Annotated in this window: 23 protein-coding genes and 1 riboswitch; of the genes, 12 read left to right on the top strand and 11 right to left on the bottom strand. The window is 73.1% G+C overall.

Annotation, left to right across the window (positions count from 1 at the left end):
* Nucleotides 1-23: 23 nt before the first annotated feature.
* From ACFY0P_RS17550 to rsmH, 3 genes are all read right to left on the bottom strand, one after another.
* Nucleotides 24-1,811 carry a peptidoglycan D,D-transpeptidase FtsI family protein gene (locus ACFY0P_RS17550; protein WP_388913183.1) on the bottom strand — a complete coding sequence of 596 codons (1,788 nt, stop codon included), beginning with the start codon at nucleotides 1,809-1,811 and terminating at the stop codon, nucleotides 24-26.
* Nucleotides 1,812-2,020: 209 nt separating this feature from the next.
* Nucleotides 2,021-2,578 (bottom strand): septum formation initiator family protein, encoded by a 558-nt coding sequence (locus ACFY0P_RS17545; protein ID WP_388913180.1) that lies wholly within the window; start codon nucleotides 2,576-2,578, stop codon nucleotides 2,021-2,023.
* Nucleotides 2,579-2,611: 33 nt separating this feature from the next.
* A complete protein-coding gene (gene rsmH / locus ACFY0P_RS17540) occupies nucleotides 2,612-3,568 on the bottom strand; it encodes a 16S rRNA (cytosine(1402)-N(4))-methyltransferase RsmH (protein WP_388913177.1) in 957 nt (318 codons plus the stop codon).
* Between the two features lie 352 nt (nucleotides 3,569-3,920).
* Here rsmH and ACFY0P_RS17535 point away from each other — a divergent pair, with 352 nt between their 5' ends.
* The 4 genes from ACFY0P_RS17535 (at nucleotide 3,921) to ACFY0P_RS17520 (ending at nucleotide 9,815) form a co-directional block, all read left to right on the top strand.
* Nucleotides 3,921-4,469, top strand: coding sequence for a carbonic anhydrase (locus ACFY0P_RS17535; RefSeq protein WP_093504075.1), 549 nt, complete (start codon nucleotides 3,921-3,923; stop codon nucleotides 4,467-4,469).
* Between the two features lie 575 nt (nucleotides 4,470-5,044).
* Nucleotides 5,045-6,085 carry an AAA family ATPase gene (locus tag ACFY0P_RS17530; protein WP_388913174.1) on the top strand — a complete coding sequence of 347 codons (1,041 nt, stop codon included), beginning with the start codon at nucleotides 5,045-5,047 and terminating at the stop codon, nucleotides 6,083-6,085.
* Nucleotides 6,085-7,434 (top strand): DUF58 domain-containing protein, encoded by a 1,350-nt coding sequence (locus tag ACFY0P_RS17525; RefSeq protein ID WP_388913171.1) that lies wholly within the window; start codon nucleotides 6,085-6,087, stop codon nucleotides 7,432-7,434. The genes ACFY0P_RS17530 and ACFY0P_RS17525 overlap by 1 nt, the downstream gene beginning before the upstream one ends.
* Nucleotides 7,431-9,815 (top strand): DUF3488 and DUF4129 domain-containing transglutaminase family protein, encoded by a 2,385-nt coding sequence (locus ACFY0P_RS17520; RefSeq protein ID WP_388913168.1) that lies wholly within the window; start codon nucleotides 7,431-7,433, stop codon nucleotides 9,813-9,815. The genes ACFY0P_RS17525 and ACFY0P_RS17520 overlap by 4 nt, the downstream gene beginning before the upstream one ends.
* 388 nt (nucleotides 9,816-10,203) lie before the next feature.
* On the opposite strand, the gene ACFY0P_RS17515 is transcribed toward ACFY0P_RS17520, so the two are convergent.
* From ACFY0P_RS17515 to ACFY0P_RS17505, 3 genes are all read right to left on the bottom strand, one after another.
* Nucleotides 10,204-10,593 (bottom strand): DUF3040 domain-containing protein, encoded by a 390-nt coding sequence (locus ACFY0P_RS17515; RefSeq protein ID WP_388913166.1) that lies wholly within the window; start codon nucleotides 10,591-10,593, stop codon nucleotides 10,204-10,206.
* A gap of 278 nt (nucleotides 10,594-10,871) precedes the next feature.
* Complete coding sequence (locus tag ACFY0P_RS17510; protein WP_388913163.1) at nucleotides 10,872-11,642, bottom strand: methyltransferase; 771 nt, start codon at nucleotides 11,640-11,642, stop codon at nucleotides 10,872-10,874.
* 147 nt (nucleotides 11,643-11,789) lie between these two features.
* Nucleotides 11,790-12,353, bottom strand: a complete 564-nt coding sequence (locus ACFY0P_RS17505; RefSeq protein ID WP_351496995.1) for an SAV_6107 family HEPN domain-containing protein — start codon at nucleotides 12,351-12,353, stop codon at nucleotides 11,790-11,792.
* Between the two features lie 189 nt (nucleotides 12,354-12,542).
* Between ACFY0P_RS17505 and ACFY0P_RS17500 the strand changes: the two genes are divergently transcribed.
* The 5 genes from ACFY0P_RS17500 to ACFY0P_RS17480 all read left to right on the top strand — a co-directional run bounded on the left by ACFY0P_RS17500 (nucleotide 12,543) and on the right by ACFY0P_RS17480 (nucleotide 18,606).
* Nucleotides 12,543-13,322, top strand: a complete 780-nt coding sequence (locus ACFY0P_RS17500; protein ID WP_388913159.1) for an ATP-binding cassette domain-containing protein — start codon at nucleotides 12,543-12,545, stop codon at nucleotides 13,320-13,322.
* Nucleotides 13,294-15,378, top strand: a complete 2,085-nt coding sequence (locus ACFY0P_RS17495; RefSeq protein WP_388913156.1) for a YhgE/Pip family protein — start codon at nucleotides 13,294-13,296, stop codon at nucleotides 15,376-15,378. Before ACFY0P_RS17500 ends, ACFY0P_RS17495 begins: the two co-directional genes overlap by 29 nt.
* A 61-nt stretch (nucleotides 15,379-15,439) precedes the next feature.
* Nucleotides 15,440-16,066 (top strand): TetR/AcrR family transcriptional regulator, encoded by a 627-nt coding sequence (locus ACFY0P_RS17490; RefSeq protein WP_383720216.1) that lies wholly within the window; start codon nucleotides 15,440-15,442, stop codon nucleotides 16,064-16,066.
* A gap of 363 nt (nucleotides 16,067-16,429) precedes the next feature.
* Complete coding sequence (locus ACFY0P_RS17485) at nucleotides 16,430-17,044, top strand: DUF4126 domain-containing protein (protein ID WP_388913153.1); 615 nt, start codon at nucleotides 16,430-16,432, stop codon at nucleotides 17,042-17,044.
* Nucleotides 17,045-17,091: 47 nt separating this feature from the next.
* Nucleotides 17,092-18,606 carry a phytoene desaturase family protein gene (locus ACFY0P_RS17480; protein ID WP_388913150.1) on the top strand — a complete coding sequence of 505 codons (1,515 nt, stop codon included), beginning with the start codon at nucleotides 17,092-17,094 and terminating at the stop codon, nucleotides 18,604-18,606.
* A gap of 21 nt (nucleotides 18,607-18,627) precedes the next feature.
* Here the strand turns inward: ACFY0P_RS17480 and ACFY0P_RS17475 are convergent, their stop codons facing one another.
* The 5 genes from ACFY0P_RS17475 to ACFY0P_RS17455 form a co-directional block, all read right to left on the bottom strand.
* Nucleotides 18,628-19,623 carry a hypothetical protein gene (locus ACFY0P_RS17475; RefSeq protein WP_388913147.1) on the bottom strand — a complete coding sequence of 332 codons (996 nt, stop codon included), beginning with the start codon at nucleotides 19,621-19,623 and terminating at the stop codon, nucleotides 18,628-18,630.
* Between the two features lie 56 nt (nucleotides 19,624-19,679).
* Nucleotides 19,680-20,603 (bottom strand): methylenetetrahydrofolate reductase [NAD(P)H], encoded by a 924-nt coding sequence (gene metF / locus ACFY0P_RS17470; protein ID WP_388913145.1) that lies wholly within the window; start codon nucleotides 20,601-20,603, stop codon nucleotides 19,680-19,682.
* A gap of 126 nt (nucleotides 20,604-20,729) precedes the next feature.
* Nucleotides 20,730-21,377 carry a thiamine phosphate synthase gene (thiE, locus tag ACFY0P_RS17465; RefSeq protein ID WP_388913142.1) on the bottom strand — a complete coding sequence of 216 codons (648 nt, stop codon included), beginning with the start codon at nucleotides 21,375-21,377 and terminating at the stop codon, nucleotides 20,730-20,732.
* A gap of 32 nt (nucleotides 21,378-21,409) precedes the next feature.
* Complete coding sequence (locus ACFY0P_RS17460) at nucleotides 21,410-21,775, bottom strand: Rv2175c family DNA-binding protein (protein WP_388913139.1); 366 nt, start codon at nucleotides 21,773-21,775, stop codon at nucleotides 21,410-21,412.
* Between the two features lie 139 nt (nucleotides 21,776-21,914).
* Nucleotides 21,915-23,153 carry an NAD(P)/FAD-dependent oxidoreductase gene (locus ACFY0P_RS17455; RefSeq protein ID WP_388913136.1) on the bottom strand — a complete coding sequence of 413 codons (1,239 nt, stop codon included), beginning with the start codon at nucleotides 23,151-23,153 and terminating at the stop codon, nucleotides 21,915-21,917.
* A gap of 153 nt (nucleotides 23,154-23,306) precedes the next feature.
* A riboswitch (TPP riboswitch) is annotated at nucleotides 23,307-23,418 on the top strand.
* Between ACFY0P_RS17455 and thiO the strand changes: the two genes are divergently transcribed.
* The 3 genes from thiO to ACFY0P_RS17440 all read left to right on the top strand — a co-directional run bounded on the left by thiO (nucleotide 23,416) and on the right by ACFY0P_RS17440 (nucleotide 25,585).
* The gene (thiO, locus tag ACFY0P_RS17450) at nucleotides 23,416-24,576 is read left to right on the top strand and encodes a glycine oxidase ThiO (RefSeq protein ID WP_388913133.1); all 1,161 of its coding nucleotides are present in this window, start codon (nucleotides 23,416-23,418) and stop codon (nucleotides 24,574-24,576) included. Its footprint overlaps the riboswitch before it by 3 nt.
* The gene (thiS, locus tag ACFY0P_RS17445) at nucleotides 24,573-24,785 is read left to right on the top strand and encodes a sulfur carrier protein ThiS (protein WP_388913130.1); all 213 of its coding nucleotides are present in this window, start codon (nucleotides 24,573-24,575) and stop codon (nucleotides 24,783-24,785) included. Before thiO ends, thiS begins: the two co-directional genes overlap by 4 nt.
* A gap of 5 nt (nucleotides 24,786-24,790) precedes the next feature.
* Nucleotides 24,791-25,585 carry a thiazole synthase gene (locus ACFY0P_RS17440; RefSeq protein WP_361283518.1) on the top strand — a complete coding sequence of 265 codons (795 nt, stop codon included), beginning with the start codon at nucleotides 24,791-24,793 and terminating at the stop codon, nucleotides 25,583-25,585.
* Nucleotides 25,586-25,624 lie beyond the last annotated feature (39 nt).

Genomic DNA, 25,624 nt, shown 5'->3' with positions numbered 1-25,624 from the left:
TGTGCGAAGTGCTGAGGCGCTGATCAGGGCTTGTAGTCGACGGGCAGATCGGCCGCCTTGGCGCCGGTAGGCGGGATCTGGAGGGTCTTGAGGGCGAACTCCATCACCTGCTTGTAGATCGGACCGCAGATCTGGCCGCCGAAGTAGCTGCCGGCGGTGGCGTTCTGGATGGCGCAGTAGACGGTGATGCGGGGCTTGTCGGCGGGGGCGAAACCGGCGAACGACGAGGTGTAGCCGCGGTACCTGCCGGTGGCCGGATCCACTCGGTTGGCGGTACCGGTCTTACCCGCGACGTTGTAGCCGGGAATGGCCGCCTTGGCGCCGGTGCCCTGCTCGTCGTCCACGACGGACTCCAGCATCTCGGCCAGGGTCTTCGCCGTCTTCTGGCTGATCACCCGGGTCTTCTTGGGCTGGGCGGCCGGGGTGAAGCGGCCGTCGGCGCCCTTGGCGCCGCGCACCAGGGTCGGCTCGACCCGGACCCCGCCGTTGGCGATCGTCGAGTAGACGGAGGCCGCCTGCATGGCGTTGATGGAGAAGCCCTGACCGAAAGGAATCGTGTACTGCTGCGACGTCGACCACTTGTTCGGCGAGGCCAGGATGCCCTTGGTCTCGCCGGGGAAGTCGAGCCCGGAGTAGCTGCCGATGCCGAACTTGCGCAGGTACGAGTAGAGGACCTGGTTGGCCTGATCCTGGGTCTTGCCGAGCTGGCCGGTGGCGAGGATGGTGCCGATGTTGCTGGACTTGGCGAGCACGCCGTTGAGCGTGAGGTACCAGGTGGCGTGGTCGACGTCGTCCTTGAAGAGCCGGTCGCCGCGGTGCAGCCGGTTGGGCACCACCACGTGCGTGAGCGGGGTGGCTGCGTTCTCCTCCAGGACGGCCGCCATCGACATCACCTTGGCGGTGGAGCCGGGCTCGTAGGCGTCCTGGACGGCCGCGTTGCCCATCGCGTCGGCGTCGGCCGTCGACAGGTCGTTCGGGTCGAAGCCGGGCGAGTTGGCCATCGCCAGGATCTGCCCGGTCCGGGTGTCCTGGACGACCACGTAGCCGCGGTCCGCCTTGGACTTCTTGACCTGCTCGGTGATGGCGTTCTGCGCGGCCCACTGGATGTCGCGGTCGATGGTCAGCTCGACGTCGGAGCCGGGCACGGCCGGGGTCTCGGTGGAACCCGCGGTGGGCACCTCGCGGCCGCCGGACTGGGCGTAGCGGATCTTGCCGTCCTTGCCGGTCAGCTCCTTGTCGAGCTGCTGCTCGATGCCGCCGCCGCCCTTGCCGTCCGCGTTGACCCAGCCCAGTATCCCGGCGGCCAGGTCGCCGTTCGGGTACACGCGCTGGCTGCTCGGGTCGGCGAAGACGCCGGCCAGCACGTTGACGGTGTTGCTGTCGGTCTCCGACTTGGTGGTGAGGGCGGCCTTCAGGTCCTTGATCTGCTTCCAGACCTGCGGGGTCTGCCGGGTGGCGAGCCGGACGTAGCGCAGTTCCTTGTTCGCCGGCCGCAGCAGCTTGACGAGGTCGGCCTGGTTCCTGCCGAGGATCGGGGCGAGCAGCGCGGCGGCCTGCTCGGGCCCGTCGCCCACCTTGAGCTGCTTGCTGGTGAACATCGTGGGGTCGGCGGTGATGTCGTACGCGTCCTCGCTGATCGCCAGGGCCACGCCGTTACGGTCGGTGATGCCGCCGCGTTCGGCGGCCAGGGTGTGCACGACGTACCGGTTCTGCTCGGCCTTCGCCGCGTACGCGCTGGCGTCGACGGCCTGCACCTGGAGCAGGCGGCCGACGAAGACCATCAGCACCAGGGTCAGGGCGAGGCCGACCATGCGCAGCCGGGGACGGGGGCTGCCGAGGCGCAGGGGGGGTGTGGCCGGCGGGCGCGGTCCGCTCGGGCGGCGGACCGGGCGGGCGCCGGGACCGGGGCCGGACCGGCTCCGGACGGCACCCCTGGGGTCCCGGGGACGGGGCGGCTTGGCGGGGCCGGGCACGCGGCGGCGCGGCGGCTGCCTGTCTCCAGAAGTGTCGGGCACTTCCGTCACCTGCCGGGGGTCGTGGTCGGGGGTGTCACGGGCGTGAGGGTCGGGGCGGGCGTCGCCTCGGACGGCGTCACCGGCACGGAGGCCGCCGGTGCCGTCACCGGCCCGGAGTCGGTGGGCGTCGGGGCGGGCCCGGTGGCGGACTGCGTGCCGAGTGCCTCCGGGGCGGCCGGCGCGGTGGTCTGCCGGAGGGCGGCGGGGCTGGGGACGCCCTTCACGGTGCCGTCCGGGCCGAGGAAGACCGGGTCGCCGCCGGGGACCATGCCGAGCTCGCGGGCGCGGCGCTGGAGGGCGTCGGGGGCGGAGTAGGCGTCGATGTCCCGCTGCAGGGCCTGTTCCTCGTCGGTGAGGTTCTTGGTCTGCTTCTGCAGGTCGTCGAGTTTGAACGAGCCCTCGCTGACCGCCGAGTTCAGCACCAGCAGGCCGATCAGGCCGCCGCCGAGGAGCAGGACGACGAGCAGGACGAACGGGGTGCGGGCGGCCTGGTGGGCACGGCCGGCCGGAAAGAGCCGGGCGAGCCGGGCCGCCCGCCCCCGCAGCTCGGGTTTCCTACTCACGTGTCCTCCGGTGGGTCCGGAAACCCCGATCGCTCACTCGGCTTCCTCCCTGATGCGCTGGGCTCCCCGAAGACGCGCCGGGGCGGCCCGGCGGTTCTCGGCGACCTCTTCCTCGGTGGGAAGTTCGGCACCGCGCGTGAGCAGCTTGAGCCGGGGCTGGTACTGCTCGGGCACGACCGGCAGCCCGGGCGGTGCGGTGGTCGCGGCGCCGGCGGCGAACACCTGCTTGACGAGGCGGTCTTCGAGCGAGTGGTACGACAGTACGGCGATCCGGCCGCCGACCGCGAGGGCCTTCACGGCGGCCGGGATCGCCCTTTCCAGGACGGCCAGTTCGCCGTTGACCTCGATGCGCAAGGCCTGGAAGGTGCGCTTGGCCGGGTTGCCCCCGGTGCGCTTGGCGGCCTGCGGCAGCGCGTCCCGGATCAGCTCGACGAGCCGGGCGCTGTTGGTGAACGGCTCCTTCTCGCGCTCCCGCACGATCGCCGAGACGATCCGCTTGGCCTGCTTCTCCTCGCCGTACTGGAACAGGACGCGGACGAGATCACCGGCCGGGTAGGTGTTGAGGACCTCCGCGGCACTGATGCCGGTCGTCTGGTCCATGCGCATGTCCAGGGGTGCGTCCTGGGCGTAGGCGAAGCCGCGGTCGGCCTCGTCGAGTTGCATGGAGGAGACGCCGAGGTCGAAGAGCACGCCCTGCACGCGCGCGATGCCGAGGCGGTCGAGTACGGCGGGGAGCTCGTCGTAGACGGCGTGCACCAGGGTGGCGCGGTCACCGAAGGGGGCGAGCCGCTCGCCGGACAGGCGCAGGGCCTCCTTGTCGCGGTCCAGGGCGACCAGGCGGGCCTCGGGGAAGCGGGTCAGCAGCGCCTCGCTGTGGCCGCCGAGGCCGAGGGTGCAGTCGACGACCACGCTGCCCGGCCGCTCCAGGGCGGGTGCCAGCAGGTCCAGGCACCGCTGGAGCATCACCGGGACGTGTCGACTCTGGCTCAAGGGGGCCTCTCAGTTCGGCACGGGGACGCACCGCCGGGTCCCCGCCCGCTCGGTACGCACGCCGCGCACGTGGGGAGACGGCCCGGGCGCCGTGCCGGGGTCTCCAGGGGATTTCACCAGCGGGGAGAGCCTCGTCTCCCGCTTCGCGTCACTTTAGTCCACCGTGTCGCGCGGTCAATCAACCGGCCTGCGCGGCGCGTACCGCGTCCCGGCCGGGGCGGGATTCACCGGGAATCACCCGTGCGGCCCTGGTTTGCCCTCCGTGTGGGTTAGCTCACAACAAGCCACGATGACGTTCTTTGTCCGCTCTCACAGGAGGCCGTGACCACCCGTGACCAGTAACGTCGTGACTATGACGACTTCCGCAGCAGTTCCCACTGGATCCGAAGGCGCCATAACCACGGACGGCACCGTGACGGATCGCCTGGTCGACGCCAACCGCACCTACGCGTCCGCCTTCACCGACCCCGGCATGGACGCCCGGCCCGTGCTGCACGTGGCCGTGGTGGCCTGCATGGACGCCCGCCTCGACCTGCACAAGGCGCTCGGCCTGCAGCTCGGCGACTGCCACACCATCCGCAACGCCGGCGGCGTGGTCACCGACGACGTGATCCGCTCCCTGACCATCAGCCAGCGCAAGCTCGGCACCCGCAGCATCGTGCTGATCCACCACACCGGCTGCGGCCTGGAGGCCCTCACCGAGGACTTCCGCACCGAGCTGGAGATGGAGGTCGGCCAGCGCCCGGCCTGGGCGGTGGAGTCCTTCCGGGACGTCGACCAGGACGTCCGGCAGTCCATGCAGCGGGTGCGCACCTCGCCGTTCCTGCAGCACACCGACGACGTACGCGGCTTCGTCTTCGACGTCCGCACCGGCCTCCTCCGCGAGATCGACCCGGCCTGACCGCACCCGTCGGACGCCCGCACTGACGGCCCCACCCGGCCGAGCGCCCACCGCCCCCGGCCGGACCGACCGCCTCGGCCCGGTCCAGGCGCGTCACGGGCACCTCGGGCCGCCGCCCCGCCGGGGCCGGCGGTCCGCTTCACTCCACACGCCCGGGCCGCACCGGCCCGCCTCGCCGTACGTCCGGCGGAGCGCGGCACCCCGGGACGGCCCGAGCTCCTCGCCGCGGATCCGGCGAACCACCGCACCACACACCGCCCCAGCCGCCGGGGCGGGCTCGACGGACCGCCGTGCCCCGCGCCGGTGCGACGCCTCGGCCCGTCGAGCAGACCGCACGCCCCGGAACACACCCGTCGTAGGCTGTCGTCCCGCTGTCGAATAGGGGGGCGAAAGGCCGTAAGACCGACATACTGCGGGCAGTTGTCCACAGGCGAGTGACACGAATCGGTAACGGCAGCAAGAATGCGGTGTGAGACGTCGCGCGGAACCATTCACGCGTGGTGTCCGTGATTCGGGGTGGGCCGGTTGTGCGAGATGACGCGCCGGCCGGGCAATGACGGGCCGAGGAGGGCCGGGTGACGACCTATGACGATCGAGCGAGCCTCACTGATCTGACCGCCACTGTGGAGCGGGTCCGCAGTTCGGTGGAGGGTGTGATCGAGGGCAAGCCCGAGGTCGTACGGCTTTCGCTGACCGTGCTGCTCGCCGAGGGACATCTTCTGATCGAGGACGTCCCGGGCGTGGGCAAGACGATGCTGGCGAAGGCGCTGGCACGGTCCATCGACTGCACGGTGCGGCGCATCCAGTTCACGCCCGACCTGCTGCCGTCGGACATCACCGGCGTGTCCATCTGGGACCAGCAGCGCCGGGACTTCGAGTTCAAACCGGGCGCCATCTTCGCCCAGATCGTGATCGGCGACGAGATCAACCGCGCCTCGCCGAAGACCCAGTCCGCCCTGCTGGAGTCGATGGAGGAGCGGCAGGTCACCATCGACGGGCAGACCTACGAACTGCCCAGCCCGTTCATGGTGGTGGCGACCCAGAACCCGGTCGAGATGGAGGGCACCTACCCGCTGCCCGAGGCCCAGCGCGACCGCTTCATGGCCCGGGTGTCGGTCGGCTACCCCAGCGTCGAGGCCGAGTTGCAGATGCTCGACATCCACGGCGGGGTGAGCCCCCTGGAGGACCTCCAGCCGGTGGCGCACGCCCACGACGTCGTGAAGCTGATCGAGGCCGTGCGCGGGGTCCATGTCGCCGAGCCGGTCCGGCGGTACGCGGTGGACCTGGTCGCCGCCACCCGCACCCACCCCGACCTCAGACTCGGCGCCTCACCGCGCGCGACGCTGCATCTGCTGCGCGCGGCGAAGGCGTCCGCGGCCCTGAGCGGCCGGGAGTACGCGCTGCCGGACGACGTGCAGGCGCTCGCCGTGGCGGTCCTGGCGCACCGGCTGCTGCCCACCGCCCAGGCCCAGCTCAACCGGCGCACCGCGGAGCAGGTCGTCCAGGAGATCCTGCAGTCCACCCCGGTGCCCGCGGCCCCCCAGCAGCAGACCGGCTTCGGCGGTCTGGGCCGGGGTGTGCCGGCATATCCCCAGCAGCCCCCGCGGAGTCTGTGATGGGTGCCCCGGCGGAGGCCGACCGCGAGGAGACGGGCGGGATCCGCACGGCCCTGGCCGGGCTGACCACCCGCGGCCGTTCCTTCCTCGCGGCCGGCATCGCGGCGGTGATCTGCGCGTACATACTCGGCCAGGCCGATCTGCGCCGGGTCGGGCTGCTGCTCGCCGTGCTGCCGCTGATCTGCGCGGCCGTGCTCTACCGCACCCGCTACCGGGTGGCCGGCAGCCGCCGGCTCTCCCCCGCGCGGGTGCCGGCCGGCAGCGAGGCCCGGGTGCACCTGCGGATGGACAATGTCTCGCGGCTGCCCACCGGCCTGCTGATGCTCCAGGACCGGGTGCCCTACGTCCTCGGCCCACGCCCCCGCTTCGTCCTGGACCGGGTGGAGCCGGGCGGCCGCCGAGAGGTGTCCTACCGGGTCCGCTCGGACCTGCGCGGCCGCTATCCGCTGGGCCCGCTCCAGCTGCGCCTGACCGACCCGTTCGGCATGTGCGAACTGACCCGCTCCTTCTCCACGTTCGACACCCTGACCGTCATCCCGAAGGTCGAGCCGCTGCCCCCGATCCGGCTCAGCGGCGAGGCGAAGGGGTACGGCGACGGGCGGCAGCGTTCGCTGGCCCTGGCCGGCGAGGACGACGTGATCCCGCGCGGCTACCGGTACGGCGACGACCTGCGCCGGGTGCACTGGCGCTCCACCGCCCGCTACGGCGAGCTGATGGTGCGCCGCGAGGAGCAGCCGCAGCGCGCCCGCTGCACGGTGCTCCTCGACACCCGGGGCGGCGCCTACGAGGGAGCGGGCCCCGACTCCGCCTTCGAATGGGCGGTGTCCGGTGCCGCCTCGGTCCTGGTCCACATGCTCGAACGCGGCTTCTCGGTCCGGCTGTTGACGGACACCGGCAACTCGGTGCCCGGCGAGGGCGCCGACGGTTTCGCGGGCACCGGCCAGGAGTCGGCGGAGGCGGCCGGGCTGATGATGGACACCCTGGCGGTGATCGACCACTCGGACGGCACCGGCCTGTCCCGGGCCTACGACGTGCTGCGCGGCGGGAACGAGGGGCTGCTGGTGGCCTTCCTGGGCGACCTCGACGAGGAACAGGCGACGGTGGCCGCGAAGATGCGCCAGCGCAGCGGCGGCGCCGTCGCCTTCGTGCTGGACCCGGACACCTGGGTCAGGGAGCCGACCGACGTGCCCGCCCCCGGCAACGCGCACGAGGAGCGGCTGCGGATGCTGCGCGAGGCGGGCTGGACGGCCGTCAGCGTGCCACGCGGCGCCGGAGTGGCCGAGCTGTGGCGTCAGGCCGACCGGGAGCGCACCGGACTGGCCGCGCTGAGCGGGGAGGCCTGGCGATGAGCGGACGCGCCCGGCTCGCCCTCACCGCGGCGGCGGCGACGCTGATGGCGTCCTGCGCCCTGCTGCCGCTGGTCTCCCCGGTGACCTGGCTGTTCCAGGCGGCGTTCCTGGTGGCGGTCCAGACGGGCGTGGGCGCCGCCGCCCGGCGGGTGCCGCTCGCCCGGTCGCTGACCGTGGCCGCGCAGGCCCTGGCCACGCTGCTGATGCTGACCTTGGTCTTCGCCCGGAGCCACGCGATCGCCGGGCTGATCCCCGGCCCGGACACCTTCCGGTACCTGGGCGACCTGTTGCAACAGGGCTCGGACGACGTCAGCCGGTACGCGATACCCGCGCCGCTGACGCCCGGCATCCGGCTGATGGTCGTGGGCGGGGTGCTGGTCGTCGGGCTGGTCGTGGACACCCTCGCGGTGACCTTCCGCAGCGCGGCCCCGGCCGGGCTGCCGCTGCTCGCGCTGTACTCGGTGGCGGCGGGGCTGTCCGACGGGCCGACCGACTGGCTGTGGTTCCTGGTGGCGGCGGCCGGCTATCTGATGCTGCTGCTCGCCGAGGGCCGGGACCGGCTCTCGCAGTGGGGCCGGGTGTTCGGCGGGGCCGCGCGCACCCCGGGTGGCCGGGAGAGCGGTGCGGTGGCCCCGGTGCGTACCGGGCGCCGGATCGGTTTCGCCGTGCTGGGCGTCGCCCTGTTCGTGCCGTTCGCGATGCCCTCGATCCAGGGCGGCCTGCTGGACGGCGCCGGGACCGGTGTCGGCGTGGGCGACGGGAGCGGCGGCACGATCTCCGCGGTCAACCCGCTGGTCTCGCTGCGCGACAGCCTTAACGTGGACGAGGACCGCCAGGTGCTGTCCGTGCGGACCGACAGCGACGACGCCTCCGACCTGTACCTGCGGATCGTCTCCCTGGACGACTTCGACGGCACCACCTGGAAGCCGGCCCAGCGGCACATCACCGGTGTGCCGGGCAAGTTCCCGACCCCGGCCGGTCTGGGCGCCGACGTCAGGCGGACGACGGTGAAGTCGACGATCGCGGCCGCCGACTGGTACGCCCAGGACTGGCTGCCGATGCCGTACCCGCCGAGCGGGGTGAAGGTGGCCGGCACCTGGCGCTACGAGCCCGTCGGGATGACCCTCGTCGGCGACCACGGGCAGAACACGCGCGGTGAGACCTACCAGGTCACCAGCCTGGACGTGCAGCCGACGGCGGAGCAGCTGGCCGCGGCGCCGGAGCCGTCGGCGGCCATGAAGAGGGAGTACACCAAGGTGCCCTCCTCGCTGCCGTCGGTGGTGGCGCAGACGGCGAAGGAGGTCACCGCGGGCTCGGTGAACCACTACGAGGAGGCGGTCAAGCTCCAGGACTACTTCGCGGTGACGGGCGGCTTCCAGTACGACACCCAGGTGGAGGTCGGCCGGGGCGAGGGCGCGATCGCGAACTTCCTGAAGCAGAAGCGCGGTTTCTGCGTGCACTTCTCCTTCGCGATGGCCGCGATGGCCCGGACGCTGGGCATCCCGGCCCGGGTCGCGGTGGGCTTCGCACCGGGCACCCCGCAGGCCGACGGCACGGTGTCGGTGGGCCTGAAGGACGCGCACGCCTGGCCCGAGCTCTACTTCGAGGGCGTGGGCTGGACCCGCTTCGAGCCCACCCCGACGCGGGGCACGACGCCGTCCTACACGGTGTCGCAGACGACCGGCTCCTCCCTGCCGGACGAGACCCTGCCCTCCAAGGGCGCCTCGACGGCGCCGTCGGCCTCGGCCTCGCAGAGCGACAGCTGCACGCCGCAGCTGCGCAGGCAGGACGCCTGCGCCAGCCCGTCCGCGGCGGCCGCGGTACAGAGCGGCGACGGCGGGCCGCCGTGGTGGCAGCTGGGCCTGTGGGCGCTCGGCGGTCTCGCCGTACTGCTGGTGCCGCTGTCGCCGATGCTGTACCGGCAACAGGCGCGGGCGAGCCGGCTCGGCGCGCACGACCGTACGCCCCAGGGTATGGCGGCGCACACGCTGGCGGTCTGGCTGGAACTGACCGACACCGCCTGGGACTTCGGCATCCTGCCGGACGAGTCGCAGACCCCGCGCAACGCGGCCGCCCGGATCGTCCGGCTCGGCCGGCTCGATCCGGCCACCGCGGCCTCGGTGCACCGGGTGGCGGACGCGGTCGAACAGGTGCTGTACGCGCCACGGCCGCGGCCGACGGCGGGCCTCGCGGACGACGTCCGCCGGGCGAGAGCCGCGTTCAACGGCACGGTCGGTGTCCCCGCGCGGCTGCGGGCCCTGTTCGCTCCGCGGTCGAGCGTGCGCGTGCTGTGGGCGGCGTCGGCGGGCCGGGCCCGGCTGCGGGAGCGGCTGGCGGCAGCCCGGCCGACCCTGCGAAAGCCGTCGGAGCAGGAGGGCTGACGGGGGCTGGTTGCGGGGTGGAGTCGCTCACCGGCGCTTGCAGGGTGCCTCCCCCACGCTCGGCTTCGCTCGCGCGGGGGGACCCCCACCGCCCACCCGTGCCGCCTGGGGGCACCTCCCAGGCCCTTGAGGCACTGGGGGAGGCACGCCTGCCCGCGGCTGGGAAGAGGCGGGGGCGAAGCGCCCCTTTAGGGGCGCTGGGGGTACCCCCGGCCGAAGGCTGGGGGAGGAACTGCGCGACCAGCCCCCACGCACCCGCAGTGACTCACGGCCCGCAGCACGGTCCTTGGCTCCGGCCGGCTGAACAACGCCTGAGGGGTGACCATCCAGTGACGGTCACCCCTCAGTCACGCTCTGTTCAGCCCTGTCGGCCCCTCCGGCGAAGCCGTCAGCGGCCCTGCTCGTCGCGGCGGCGCTGCCAGCGCTCCTCGATGCGGTCCATCATGGACCGCTTCGGCCGGCCCTGCCGGCGGCCCTGTGCGCCTGCCGGGGGCTGCTCGCCGGGCTTGGGGGCCTTGCGCCAGCCGGTGACGGCGAGGACCGCGCAGCCCAGCATGACGAGGAAGCCCACCACGCTGACCCAGACCTGCTGGACGACCATTCCGGCGATGAGGAGCGCGATACCCACGAGGAAGCCGGCCACCGCCTGGTAGACCCGGCGCCGGGTGTACGTCCGCAGGCCGCTTCCCTCAAGCGCTGTCGCGAACTTGGGGTCTTCGGCGTACAGCGCTCGCTCCATCTGCTCAAGCATTCGCTGCTCGTGCTCCGAGAGCGGCACGGCGTCCTCCTCATCGTGCAGTCGCCGGGGCGACCCGGGGGGTCCCTTCAGGATAGGCAGGGAATCGCCCCCGTGAAACCCGCCCCTCTAGGCCAATTGGCCAACCGGAACCCGCCATGGCAGTCCCGGCTCGCTGAGGCTTCCATTCCCCGGCAGCCGACCCGTCATGCCGGGTTGGTCTCCCTCGATCATACGGCGCAAACCCCTCGATCGGGGGGCCTGTGGCGTACTCCATCCGCTGCCGAGCCCCTGATCAGGGGGCTCGTCTCAGGAGACTCTCAGACCCCTGCGGCACCCGGTGTCTCGCCGAGCACGTGCAGCTGGGTGGCGACGGCGTGGAAGGCGGGGAGCTCGGCCGCGGCGGCCTCCAGCTTGAGCAGGGCGTCCAGGGCGCCGGGCTCGGTGTCCACCAGGACGCCGGGGACCAGGTCGGCGAAGACCCGCACGCCGTGCACGGCGGCGACGACCAGGCCCGCGCCCTCGACCAGGCCGGTGAGCTGCTCGGCGGTGAAGCGGCGCGGCATCGGATCGCCGCTGCCCCAGCGCCCGTCGGGGTCCTCCAGGGCCTGCTTGGCCTCCGTGAAGTGCCCGGCGAGGGCGCGGGCGACCACGGCCCCGCCGAGCCCGGCGGCGAGCAGACTGAGGACGCCCTCGGAACGCAGCGCGGCCACCGTGTTGCGCACGCCCTCGGCCGGGTCGTCGACGTGCTCCAGGACGCCGTGGCAGAGCACCACGTCGTGGCTGCCGCGCTCGACCACGTCGAACAGGCCGAGGACATCGCCCTGGACGCCCTTGACCCGGTCGGCCACGCCGGCCTCGGCGGCCCGGCGCTCCAGCGCGAACAGCGCGTTCGGGCTGGGGTCAACGACGGTGACGCGATGGCCGAGGCGGGCCAGGGGGACGGCGAAGTTGCCGCTGCCGCCGCCGGTGTCCAGGACGTCCAGCGCGTCCCGGCCGGTGGCCTTGACCCGGCGGTCGAGAGCGTCCTGAAGAACCTCCCAGACCACGGCGGTACGGAGAGAAGCGCGGGGTCGAGTGGGGTCCGGCACGGCAGTTGACTCCTCGGCGCGGCACCGCCTGTTGCCCGGCGGCGCGAACTCGGTGCCTCCCCGGCCCGGAGTGCGGGAGGAAGGAAGGCTTCAGGCGCTCTCCACCCTATTGCCTCCGCCGCCCGTTGCCCCCGCCGCCTTGCCTGGTCATCCCGCGTCGGGCAGTTCCCTTCCCGGGTCGCCAGCCGGCCGCTCCCCGTCCTGCCGGCGCGGCTGCGGCAGCACCGGCTGGAGGACGAGCATCCGCTCGACGATCCGGAGAAACATCGCCACGTCACGTATCAGGTCGTCGGCGTCCCGGCGGCCCGCCGCGCCCTGGATGCCGGCCTCGGCGCGGGCCCGGCGGGCGGCACCGGAGGCGAACAGGGCGCTCCACTCGGTGAGCTCGGGTGCGACCTCGGGGAGCACCTCCCAGGCGCTGCGGATCCGGGCCCGGCGCCGGGGCGAGGTCTCGGGGCGGGCGCGGGCGGCGAGCACGGCGGCCGCGGTGCGCAGGGCGGCCAGGTGGGCGGTCGCGTAGCGCTCGTTGGGGGTGTCGAGCAGCTCGGCCTCGTCGAGGGCGGCGCGGGCCTGGGTGAGCAGGTCGAGGGCGGCGGGCGGGGCCGTGGCCCGGCGGAGCACGGGGTGCACATCGCTCGCCGGGCCGGTCAGTGAGGGGGCAGGGCCGGTGGCGCGGCGCCGGTGGGCGGCGGACGCTGACGAGTTGGCCATGACGAACCTCCTGTCGTCTGAGTGACGGCGCCCTCACACGGGGTGCCGTATGTGCCCATCGTGAGGTATGGCACTGACAATCCGTCCTGACCTGGGGTTTTGCTTCGATCGTAGGTTCGGAGTAGTTTTTGCACTGACCAGTCAGTTCAAAAACAGTGCCGCTACGAACGAGAATGCAGGGGGGAACCTGTGCACGGCGTACCTGTCACGGCCGAGCGCCTCGGGCTCGAGGGCCCGCGGGGCTGGGCGTTCCGGGGGATCTCCCTGGACGCCGGGCCCGGCGCACTGATCGCGGTGGAGGGGCCGTCCGGCTCCGGCCGCACCTGTCTGCTGCTCGCGCTCACCGGCCGGATGAAGGCCACCGAGGGCACCGCGACCGTCGGCGGCGCCCGGCTGCCCAAGCAGCTCGCGGCCGTACGGCGGATCAGCGCGGTGGCCAACGTGGCCGGGGTCACCGACCTCGAACCCGCCCTGACCGTCGGCGAGCACCTGCGCGAACGGGCCCTGCTGCAGCGCCGGTTCGGTGACTCCCTGCGCGCGCTGCTGCGGCCGCGCGCGGAGCGCGGGGCGCGGGCACAGCAGCGGATCGACGACGCGCTGGCCGCCGCCGGGCTCGACCTGGAGTCGCTGCCCAAGGGCGCCCGGACCGCCGTACGGGACCTGGAGCGGATCGAGGCGCTGCGGCTGTCCGTGGCGCTGGCGCTGGTCGGCAAGCCGCGGCTGCTGGCCGTGGACGACGCGGACCTGAAGCTGTCGGAGTCCGAACGGGCCGAGGTGCAGGAGCTGTTGGCGTCGATCGCCGGGACCGGGACGACGGTGGTGGCGGTGTGCGGACAGGCGATGGCGGGGGCCGTCGTCGTGCGCACCGGGAGCACTGACGCAGCGGAGGCAGCACAGGCAGCAGAGACAGCACAGGCATCGGAAGACGAGGAGGCCGGCGATGCGCTCGCCGCGACTGGCCGCGCTTGAGCTCAGGCGCTTCGGACGGGGCAGGCTGCCACGGGCGGCCCTGGTGGCCCTGCTGGTGCTGCCGCTGCTGTACGGCGCGCTGTACCTGTGGTCGTTCTGGGATCCCTACGGCCGCCTCGACCGCGTCCCCGTGGCGCTCGTGAACGACGACAAGGGGGCGACCGCGAGCGGCAGGCGGGTCACCGCGGGCGACGACATCGTGGCCGGGCTGAAGGACAGCAAGGCCTTCGACTGGCACGAGGTGAGCGCCGCCGAGGCCCGCCGGGGCGTCGAGAACGGCACGTACTACCTGTCGTTGACCATGCCCGCCGACTTCAGCGCGCGCATCGCCTCCAGCGCGGGCGACTCCCCGGAGACCGGCGCGCTCCAGGTGCGTACGAACGACGCGAACAACTACATCGTCGGGCAGATCTCCCGCACGGTCTTCAACGAGGTGCGCTCGGCCGCGTCCACCAAGGCGTCCCGGTCCTTCCTGGACCGGATCTTCATCTCGTTCGCCGACATCCACGGGCAGACGGTGCAGGCCGCCGAGGGCGCCGACACCCTCGCCGGCGGCATCGGGAAGGCCGAGAAGGGGTCGAAGGACCTCGCGGACGGCCTGGCGGACGCCAAGACCGGCAGCGGGAAGCTCGCCAAGGGGATCAGGAAGCTGGACGCGGGCGCGGGGACGCTGGAGGACGGCTCGCGGCAGGTCGCGGACGGCACCCAGGCCCTCGCCGACCGGGTCGACGGGGTCTACGGGACGGTCGGCCCGTACCTGGCGAGGAACGAGAAGACCATCGGTGACACCGCCCGGCTGGTCGCCGACTCGGCACAGACCGTCCGCGACAACCTGGGCGTCCTGGTGAAGACCGCTCCGGCGGCCGCGAAGACCGCGCACGCGGCCGCCGACACGCTGGACGAGGTCTACGCGGCGCGCTGCTCGGCGGACCTGCTGACCGACCCGGTCTGCCCCGACCTGAAGAAGGCCAGGGACGCGGCCGACGACGTGGCCGCCGTCGCCGACGACCTGAACACGCTGATCGCCGACCAGAACGGCGACCTGAAGACCCTCGACGCGAACCTCGGCACGCTCCAGACCCAGGCACGAGCCCTCGCCGACCGTGCCCCGCACCTCTCCGAGGACGTCGCCGACGCCGTCAAGAAGATCGACAAGCTGAACGACGGCGCGGCCCGGGTCGCCGCGGGCGCCGCGAAGCTGCACACCGGACTCGGCACGGCCACCACCGGCGCCACCGGCCTCGACAGCGGCCTCGGCAGGCTCGAGTCCGGCGCCTACGACCTCAACGGCGGGATGTACAAGCTCGCCGACGGGTCCAACACGCTCGCGGGCGGCCTGCACGACGGCGCGGCGAAGATCCCCGACTACGACAAGCAGGACCGCGACGAGCGCACCGGCGTCATGGCCGACCCGGTCCAGCTCGCCTCGCACGACCTGCACAAGGCGCCCAACTACGGCACCGGGTTCGCCCCGTACTTCATCCCGCTCTCCCTGTGGGTCGGCGCCATGGTGGCCTACATGCTGATCCAGCCGCTCAACCGGCGCGCCCTGGCGGCCGGCTCGGCGGCCTGGCGGATCGCGCTGGCGGGCTGGCTGCCGGTGGTCGCGGTCGGGGTGCTGCAGACGGCCGCCCTGATGGCCGTACTGCACTGGGCGATCGGGCTCCAGATGGTCCGCGCGGCCGGGACGGTCGGGTTCCTGTTCCTGGTGGCGGCCTGTTTCGCGGCGATCGTGCAGTGGCTGAACGCGCGCTTCGGGGCGGCGGGGCGGATCCTGGTTCTCGCCCTGCTGATGCTCCAGCTGACGTCGGCGGGCGGCACGTATCCCGTGCAGACCAGTCCGGGCTTCTTCAACGCGGTCCACCCGTTCCTGCCGATGAGCTACGTCGTGTCGGCGCTGCGGCGGCTGATCACGGGCGGCGGCCTCGGACCGGTGTGGCAGGCCTGTGCCGTCCTGGCGGCCTTCACCGCCGGCGCGCTCGCGCTCACCGCCCTTTCGGCCCGGCGCCGCCAGGTGTGGACGCTGGACCGCCTGCATCCCGAGCTGAGCCTGTGAGGCGTCGATGACCTCCTCGTCCGTGTCCGCGGGGGCCGCGGTTCCTGTGAGAATCGGAACCATGGAAAGCAGCAGCACCACGGGCGGCAGCACACGCCGTGAGGCCACCCGGCAAAAGCTCTACGAAGCCGCCGTCACGCTCATCGCCGAGCAGGGCTTCTCCGCCACCACGGTGGACGAGATCGCCGAACGGGCCGGGGTCGCGAAGGGCACCGTCTACTACAACTTCGCGAGCAAGTCGGTCCTCTTCGAGGAGCTGCTGCGGCACGGCGTGGGCCTGCTCACCGCGTCCCTGCGAGACGCCGCCGAGCAGACCGCGCGGGAGGGCGGCAGCCGGGTCGACGCCCTGGACGCGATGGTCCGCGCGGGCCTCGTCTTCATCGACCGCTACCCGGCCTTCACCCAGCTCTACGTGGCGGAGCTGTGGCGCACCAACCGGGCCTGGCAGTCGACGCTGATGGTGGTCCGGCAGCAGGCCGTCGCGGTCGTCGAGGGCGTCCTGCGCGAGGGCGTGGAGAACGGCGAGTTCAGCGACGAGATCGATGTGCAGCTGACGGCGGCCGCGCTGGTCGGGATGGTGCTGGTGGCGGCGCTGGACTGGAAGTCCTTCCAGCCGGAGCGCTCCCTGGACGACGTGCACGCGGCCCTGTCCCGGCTGCTGCAGGGGCGGGTGAGCGGGAAGGGCTGAACCGGTGCGCGAAAGCGCCGGTCCCGCGGCGGCCGCGTCCCCCGCGGGCCGCCGTCGGACCGGCGCCTTCCGTGCACCCCCGTTTTCCCCCGGTTTCCCGTTGTTCCCCCGGGTCCCCTCTCCCCCGTGTCTCGCTTCCGCCGACGCGAATCGGCGGAAGGAGCGGTCGAGGGCGCCGGCGCCGTTCCGCCGCCCCGTGTCGGCGGTGCCGGGCCTCGCGTCCCTTTCCGTGTCTCCACTGTCTCGTTCACGCAGGTCGCGGCCCATCCGCGCGGGTACTCAACTCGCGCCCTAGGTACCCGTACTCAGGTCTGCGCACCGAGGCCCAGGACGCGCGGCCGCCGACTGGTTACGATCGCGTCCGTGTCGGTACTCCCCTTGGTCTTCACCAGCGGCTGGGCCAGCGGAATCAACGCCTACGCGGTGGTTCTCCTGCTCGGCCTCTTCGGCGCGACGGGCCTGAGCGACGACGTCCCCGAGACGCTGCAGCGCCCCGAGGTGCTGATCGTCGCGGGCGTGCTGTTCCTGTGCGAGGCGGTCGCCGACAAGATCCCGTACGTCGACTCGGTGTGGGACTCCGTGCACACGGTGATCCGGCCGCTGGCGGGCGCCTGGGTCGGAGCGCTGCTCGCCGGGCACAGCGGCTCGCTGTCGGACGTGGCGGCCGGGCTGGTCGGCGGTTCGACGGCGCTGGCCAGTCACACCGTGAAGGCCGGGACCCGGATGGCGGTCAACACCTCGCCTGAGCCGTTCAGCAACATCGTGCTGAGCTTCGCCGAGGATCTCGGGGTCGCCGGGATCGTGTCGTTCGCGATGTTCCATCCGCTGGCGGCGGCGATCATCGCCGCGGTGCTGCTGGCGAGCGGCCTGATCGTGCTGGTGTTCCTGGTCTCCCGGATCCGGCGCTTCTGGCGCCGCCGGGCCCAGCGCCGGGAGGAACGGCGGCTCGCGGCGCAGGTGGGACGGCCGCCCGGCTGACGGCCCGCCGGACCGGACTGTCGGTGGCGGTCGATAAAGTCGCGGGCATGGGACGGATTGCGGTGATCGGCGCCGGGATGGGCGCCATGGCGGCGGCCGCCCGGCTGGCCGTCGCGGGCCACCGGGTGACGGTGTACGAGCGTACGGAGACGTACGGCGGCGAGGTGCGCCGGTTCGAGCGCGACGGGTTCGCCTTCGACACCGGACCGGGACTGCTGCCGCTGCCCGCCGTGTACCGCGACCTGTTCGTCAAGACCGGCAAGGAGCCGCTGGAGGACTGCGTCGAGCTGGTCCAGGTGGACCCGTCGGCCCGGCACGTCTTCGCGGACGGCACGGAGGTGTCGCTGCCGAACGCGTCCCGCGCGGGCGTCGTCGCCGCCCTCGACGAGGCCCTCGGGGCCGGTGCCGGGCAGCGCTGGGGCGACTTCCTGGTGCGGGCCCGGGAGGCCTGGGACCGCACCCGGCGCCCGCTCCTGGAGGAGCCGCTGTGGCCGAACTGGCAGGTGCTGGCCGAGCGCGAGCCGTACCCGTCGGTCCCGCACAAGAGGCTGCTGCGCACCCGACGGGCAAGCACCCTCTACGAGATCGGCGCCTGGGAGCTGCGCGACGAGCGGCTGGCCGCGCTCCTCAACAGCCACGCGCTCGCGTACGGCCTCAACCCCCGTGACACGCCGGCGAGCGCGGCCGTGCTGCCGTACCTGGAGCACGCCTTCGGCACCTGGTATGTGCGCGGTGGCATACGGGAGTTGGCGCGCGCGGTGTACGAGCGCTGTGTGCGGCGGCGGGTCGAGTTCGTGTTCGGCGCCGAGGTCACGGCGGTGCTGGCGAAGGACGGCCGGGCAGCGGGGGTGGAGCTCGCCGACGGCGGTGTGGTCGACGCGGACCAGGTGGTGGCCGGAGTGGATCCGGTGCGGCTCGACACCCTCACCCGGCCCACGGGGTACCGGCTCGACGCCGACGGCGACGTGGCGGCCGGCCTGAAGGCGCCTCCCGCGGTCCCCCTCACCGTGCTGCTCGCGCTCCGTGGCGGGCCGGAGGCCGGTGCCGCGCACCGCACGGTCGTGCACGCCCCGGACGACGAGGCCGAGCTGGACCTGCTGACCGCGCCGGGCGGCGACCGGCCGGTGCGCCCCACCGTGACGGTGCTGCGCCCCGCCGACCCGGCGCTCAGACCGGACGACGAGCACGAGTCCGTGGTGCTGTCGGCGGTGCTGTCGGCCGAGGCCGGCTGGGAGCGGGACAGCACGGGCCGGGCCTGCACGGACTTCCTCCTCGAAGCCGCCGAGGCGGCCGTGCCGGGGCTGCGGGAGCGCCTGCTCTGGCACGAGACGCGGCTGCCGGAACAGGCCACGGACGGCACGGGGTTCGGGGGGATCTCCGCTCCCGCCCTGGCCGCGGGCGGGGGGCGCTTCCTGCACCCGGCCAACACCACCCGGCTGCCGGGGCTGTACCGCGTGGGCGGCTGGTCGCACCCCGGCGGCGGGCTTCCGCACGCGGGCATGTCGGGGGCGCTGGTGGCCGGACTGATCGTGGAGGGGCCGGAGTTCCGCGGCTCGCAGTGAGCCGGGCGCTGCCGGAAGGCTTCAGAAACGGTACTGCTCGTCGTACCCGTTGCCCTGGTGGCCCTGCTGCTGCCCCTGCCCGTCGCCCTGGTAGGGGTACTGCTGCTCCTGCGGGAGTTCGCCGCCGTAGGTCTCCTCGGCGCGCTGCTGCGGGACCCAGACCCCGCCCGCCGGGGTCTCACCGTAGCCGCCGGTGCCGTACTGGCCCTGGGCGTACCCCTGCTGGTCGTACTGCTGGGTCCCGTACGACGACTGGTCGTACCCGGCGCCGTAGGTCTGGTTGCCGATGTACGGGTCGGAGTAGTTGGCGTACTGCTGCTGGCCGCCGCTGGCGTCGTAGCCGTACTGCTGCTGGCCGTAGCCGGAGTAGTCGTAGGCGTAGTTCTGGTCGGTGCCCTGGGCGGCGTACGCCTGGTCCTGGCCGGCGGTCGCGTAGGCCGCCTGCTGGTCGCCGGTGGCGGCGTAGCCGGAGTCGCGGTAGACGCCGTAGGAGCCGGTGTCGTCGGGCATCGGCTGCGGCTCGTACACCGCGGTGGACTCGTTCGCGCCGGGCTCCATGGTGCGGGCCGCCGGGGTGAAGACGTCGTCGCGGTCGTACTCGTCACCGCCGTAGGACGGATTGCCGCCGTTCGCGGCGTAGCCGCCCTGCTGTTCGGCGTAGGCGGCGTCGGCCGCGTCCGGGTCGGTGGCCTCCAGACCCGGGTCCTCGTCCGGCTCGCCACGGCGGCGCTTGGTCAGGCCGGCGCCGTCACCGTCCGCACCGGGGCGCTTGACCGCCCAGCCGGCCTCGAAGCCACGGCGGAACGACAGCGTGACGTAGGTCTGGCCGACCGCGAAGGCGATCGCGCCCACACCGATGACGATCACGGACGGGATCAGGACACCGAAGACGACCCCGAGGAAGCCGACGAAGGCGAGCAGCCGCCAGCGCAGCCGCGCCTTGTACTGCAGCAGTACCTCGCCCAGCAACCACAGCGCGACGATGCCGAACGCTACGTAGAGGACCGTCCAGCCCATGTACGCCCCTCTCCCTGTAACCGCTACGCAGTGTGTCGTACTCCGGTGCGGCCGGTCTAGGCCCGCGGGGGATGGTGCAGGCCCAGGTTCTCGTAGATTTCCAGCGTCGCCGTGGAGTTGTTGAGCGTGATGAAGTGCAGTCCTGGCACTCCCTCGGCCAGCAGCCGTGCGCAGAACTCCGTGGCGTGTTCGATGCCAATGGAGCGTACCGCCGCCGGATCGTCTTTCGCTGTGAGGATCCGCTCTTTCAGGGCGTCCGGGAAGGCGGCGTTGCTGAGTTTGGGCAGCCGTTCCAGCATCTTCACACTGGTGACGGGCAGGATTTCCGGAATCACCGGAGTTTCGCAGCCGGCCGCGACGACCCGGTCGCGAAGGCGAAGGTAGGACTCGGGCTGGAAGAACATCTGCGTGATGGCGTAGTCGGCGCCCGCGCGGCACTTGTCGACGAAGTGCCGGACGTCGGTGTCCCAGTCGCTGGAGCGCGGGTGCATCTCCGGGAAGGCGGCGACGCCCACGCAGAAGTCGCCCGACTCCTTGATGAGACGGACGAGTTCGGCCGCGTAGGTCAGGCCTTCCGGATGCGCGACCCAGTCGCCCATCGGGTCGCCGGGCGGGTCGCCGCGCACCGCGAGCATGTTGCGGATCCCGGCGTCCGCGTACTGGCCGATGATGTTGCGCAGCTCGGCCAGCGAGTGGTCGACCGCGGTGAGGTGGGCGACCGGGGTGAGCGTGGTGTCGGCGACGATCTGCTGCGTCTCCCTGACCGTGCCGGCGCGGGTGGAACCGCCGGCGCCGTAGGTCACGGAGACGAAGTCGGGGGCGACCGCCTCGACCCGCCGGAGCGCGCTCCACAGGTTCCGCTCACCCTTCGGGGTCTTCGGCGCCGAGAACTCGAACGAGTACGTGGTCTTGCCGGAGGCGAGCATGTCGCGCACGGTGCGTGCGCGGTCAGTCCTGGTGGATGCGGTTCCGAGGGCCATACCCGCAGGTTAGTCAGGGGCGGACGGTCACCCAACCGAACTCGGGATATTTGCCGGAATTGCCCACCTCTTGTGGACCTCGCGTCCGGATACTGGACAAGTTTCCGGACCACCGCACCCCGCGCGTCACCGCGACCGCAGTCGCTTCGCGAACTCGGCCGCCGCCGTGCCCGGGTCGTCGGCCGCGGTGAGCGCGCGGACGACGACCACCCGGCGGGCGCCCGCGTCCAGCACCTGGTCGAGGTTGCCGAGGTCGATGCCGCCGATGGCGAACCAGGGGCGGTCGGTGCCCAGGGCGGCGGTGTACCGCACCAGGTCGAGCCCGGGAGCGGGCCTGCCGGGCTTGGTGGGGGTGGGCCAGCAGGGGCCGGTGCAGAAGTAGTCCACGCCGTCCTGCACGGCGGCCGCGGCCGCCTCGGACTCGGCGTGCGTGGAGCGGCCGATCAGGACGTCCGGGCCGAGGATCGCGCGGGCCGCCGGGACCGGCAGGTCGCCCTGGCCGAGGTGGAGCACGTCGGCACCGGCCGCGTGGGCCACGTCCGCGCGGTCGTTGACCGCGAGCAGCTTGCCGTGCCGGGCGCAGGCGTCGGCGAACACCGCGAGGTGCTCCAGCTCCTCGGCGGCCTCCATCCCCTTGTCGCGCAACTGCACGACGTCGACACCGCCCGCCAGGACCGCGTCCAGGAACTGGGCGAGGTCGCCCTGCTCCTTACGGGCGTCCGTGCACAGGTAGAGCCGGGCGTCGGCCAGCTGGGCGCGGGCGGTGTCGGTCATCGGTGTCCCCCGTTGTGTCGGTACTGGCTGCCTCAGACGGCGAGCGCCTGGGCGCGGCGCTTCACCTCCGTGCCGCGATTCTCGCTGAGCGCCTGCGCGGGGGTGCCGGGCAGGGTCGCGTCGGGAGTGAAGAGCCACTCCAGCATCTCTTCGTCCGTGAAGCCGTCGTCCCGCAGGAGCGTCAGGGTGCCGGACAGGCCCTTGACGACCTTGTCCCCGTCGATGAAGGCGGCGGGGACGTGCAGTGCCCTGTTCTCACCGCGGCGGACGGCGATGAGCTGGCCCTCCTTGACCAGCTGCCGCACGCGCGTCACCTCGACGTCCATCATCTCTGCGATGTCGGGGAGGGTGAGCCAGGAGGGGACGAGAGCATCGATCTTCGTGTCAATCTCGGTCACGGGATCCAGGGTAGGCGCTTCGCCGGGTGGGCCGCGATGGGTGGTGCCGGGTACGTGTCGGGGGTCGGGTGCGGGTGAGTGGGGGCTGGTCACGCAGTTCCTCCCCCCAGCCTTCGGCCGGGGGTGACCCCCAGCGCCCCTAAAGGGGCGCTGCAGTCGCGTTCTTCAAGGGGCGGCCGGGGTCTGCGAGGGCCTCGGGGTCCATTCGGGTACTCGCCTCGATCAGCCTGCGGCCCTGGGCCAGGTCGCGGGGGCGGCCTACCGCCAAGAGGGCGACCAGGCGGTCCGCGCGCAGCCAGCAGACGCTCCAGGAGGGGCCGGACGGGTCACCGCGCCAGACCAGGCGGTCGGCGGCGGCGTGGTGGCCGGCGTACTGGACGAAGCGGCCGAACTGTTCCGACCAGAAGTACGGGACCGGGTCGTAGACCGCGTCGGTCTCGCCGAGGATGTTGGCGGCGACCGTGCGCGGCCCCTGGAGGGCGTTGTCCCAGTGGTGGACCATGAGGCGCTCGCCGTAGCGGCCGGACGGGAACGAGGCGCAGTCGCCGACCGCGTAGACGTCGGGGACGGTGGTGCGCAGGCGGTCGTCGGCGAGCACCTCGCGGTGCGCGCCCAGCCCGATGCCGGAACCGGCCAGCCAGGCGGTGGCGGGGCGGGCGCCGATGCCGACCACGACGGCGCCCGCGGGCAGCCGCGAGCCGTCGTCGAGCACCACCACGCCGGGCTCGATGTGCACCACGCGCGCGTGGGTGCGCAGTTCGGTGCCGCTGTCCGCGTACCAGGCGGCCATCGGCGCGGCGACCTCGGCGGGGAGCGCTCCCGCGAGCGGGCGGTCCGCGGCCTCGACCACGGTGACCGCGCAGCCCGCCTCGCGGGCCGCGGTCGCGAACTCGGCGCCGATCCAGCCCGCGCCGACGACCACGATGTCGTGCTGCCGGGCGAGCACGGGCCGCAGCCGCTCGGCGTCGTCCAGGGTGCGCAGCAGATGGACGCCGGGCACGCCCTCGGTGCCGGGCAGCGTGATCGGCTCGGCGCCGGTGGCGAGGACCAGGACGTCGTACGGCACCGGTCCGGCCTCGGTGTCCAGCTCGTGGTCGGCGGTGCGCACGCCCAGCGCCTCGCGGCCGAGCGCCAGCTCGATGCCGAGCGCCTCGAAGTCGACCTCGAAGGCGGAGCCCTCCGACTTGCCGAGCAGCACGGCCTTGGAGAGCGGCGGCCGGTCGTACGGCTGGTGCGGTTCGGCGCCGATCAGCGTGACGGTTCCGGTGAACCCCTGCTCGCGCAGGGCGACGGCGGTCTGCACCCCGGCCATCCCCGCGCCCACGACGACCACGCGCCGCGTCTGTGACGTGCTCCGTCGCTGCGTCTGCTCGCTCACCTGATCACCATAGACAAGAACGATAGACAACTGACAGAGAGTCAGTCAGGGGGCGTGGCGAGTGACCTGTTCCACAGCACCGTCCACCACGCTGTCCACAGTGCCGTCCGAGGCCGTCTTACAAGGGCGGAGCTCCGCGGGCTAGGGTGGCGGGGAAGCACACGCGGGAGCCCGGACGCACCGGGCTGAGAGGGAGGCTGGCGGCCTCCGACCGTACGAACCTGATCCGGGTCATGCCGGCGAAGGGAGGGGCTGGACGCCCATGTCCTCACGTACGTCCGACGTCCTCGTCATCGGGGGCGGAATCATCGGCCTGGTCACGGCCTGGCGGGCGGCTCAGCGCGGGCTCGCCGTCGCCGTGGTCGACCCCGAGCCCGGCGGCGGGGCCGCGCAGGTCGCGGCCGGGATGCTGGCCGCGGTCACCGAACTGCACTACGGGGAGCAGACGCTGCTGGGGCTCAATCTGGCCTCCGCCCGCCGCTATCCCGCCTTCGCCGCCGAGCTCACCGAGCTGACCGGCCACGACCTCGGCTACCGGCGCTGCGGCACGCTCGCGGTCGCGCTGGACGCCGACGACCGCGCCCATCTGCGCGAGCTGCACGCCCTCCAGCAGCAGTCGGGCCTGGAGTCCGAGTGGCTGTCCGGGCGGGAGTGCCGACGCCTGGAGCCGATGCTCGCGCCGGGCGTGCGCGGCGGGCTGCGGGTCGACGGCGACCACCAGATCGACCCGCGCCGGCTGGCGGCCGCGCTGGTGGCCGCGTGCGAGCGGACCGGGGTGGTCCTCCACCGCGACTGGGCCGAGCGCCTGGAGGTGGTGCGGGGGCGGGCCGCCGGGGTCGTCACCCGTGCGGGCGCGGCCTGGGGCGCCGGGCAGGTGGTGCTCGCCGGCGGGAGCCTGAGCGGGCGGCTGGCGGGCGTGCCGGACGACGTGCTGCCGCCGGTGCGGCCGGTGAAGGGGCAGGTGCTGCGGCTGACCGTGCCCGCGCGGTACGCACCTTTCCTCAGCCGGACGGTACGGGCTGTGGTGCGCGGCGGGAACGTCTACCTGGTGCCCCGGGAGAACGGCGAGCTGGTCGTCGGCGCGACCAGCGAGGAGCTGGGCTGGGACACGACGGTCACCGCGGGCGGTGTGTACGAGCTGCTGCGCGACGCGCACGAGCTGGTCCCCGGCATCACCGAGCTGCCCCTGACCGAGACCCGGGCCGGCCTGCGCCCCGGCTCCCCCGACAACGCGCCGTTGCTCGGGCCGACCCGCCTCGACGGACTGCTGCTGGCCACCGGGCACTACCGCAACGGGGTGCTGCTCACGCCGGTCACCGGAGACGTGATGGCGGAGCTGCTGGCCGGCGGCGAGCTGCCGCAGGAGGCCCGTCCGTTCACGCCGAGGCGATTCGGCGACGTCCTCGTGGAGCAGAGCGCATGAACATCTCCGTCACCATCTCCGTCAACGGGGAGCGCCTGGAGATCGCCCCGGGCACCGCTCTCGACTCGCTGGTGCGGTCCCTCACGGCCGCGCCCTCCGGGGTGGCCGCGGCCGTCAACGAGACCGTCGTACCGCGCGGGCAGTGGGCGACGACCGGGCTCGCCGACGGTGACCGGGTGGAAGTCCTGACCGCCGTGCAGGGAGGCTGAGCGCCGTGGCCGACGATCCCTTCGTCCTGGGGGGTACGACGTTCTCCTCCCGGTTGATCATGGGTACCGGCGGTGCGCCCAGCCTGGAGGTGCTGGAGCGGGCCCTCGTCGCGTCCGGGACCGAGCTGACCACGGTCGCGATGCGGCGGGTGGACCCGGGGGTACGGGGCTCCGTGCTGTCGGTGCTCGATCGGCTCGGGATCCGGGTGCTGCCGAACACGGCCGGGTGCTACACCGCGGGCGAGGCGGTGCTGACGGCCCGGCTGGCGCGGGAGGCGCTGGGGACCTCGCTGATCAAGCTGGAGGTCATCGCCGACGAGCGGACCTTGCTCCCCGATCCGGTCGAGCTCCTTGACGCGGCGGAGACGCTGGTGGACGACGGGTTCACGGTGCTGCCGTACACGAACGACGATCCGGTGCTGGCCCGCAAGCTGGAGGACGTGGGGTGCGCCGCGGTGATGCCGCTCGGGTCGCCGATCGGGTCGGGGCTCGGGATCCGCAACCCGCACAACTTCCAGCTGATCGTCGAGCACGCGCGGGTGCCGGTGATTCTGGACGCGGGGGCCGGTACGGCGTCGGACGTGGCGCTGGCGATGGAGCTGGGGTGTGCCGGGGTGATGCTGGCGTCGGCGGTGACGCGGGCGCAGGATCCCGAGCGGATGGCTCACGCCATGCGAGCCGGGGTGGAGGCGGGGCGGCTGGCCCGGCTGGCGGGGCGGATTCCCCGCCGGTACCTCGCGGAGGCGTCGTCTCCTGCGGAGGGCCTGGCCGTGCTGGACCCCGAGCGCCCTGCGTTCTGAGCGTCGGTCCGCTCCCGCCTGCTCTCCCACCCACGCACC

Source organism: Streptomyces sp. NPDC001714 (assembly GCF_042892755.1).
GTDB lineage: Bacteria > Actinomycetota > Actinomycetes > Streptomycetales > Streptomycetaceae > Streptomyces.
The sequence above is the reverse complement of the archived record's forward strand: the minus strand, read 5'-3'. Positions and strand labels throughout refer to the sequence as shown.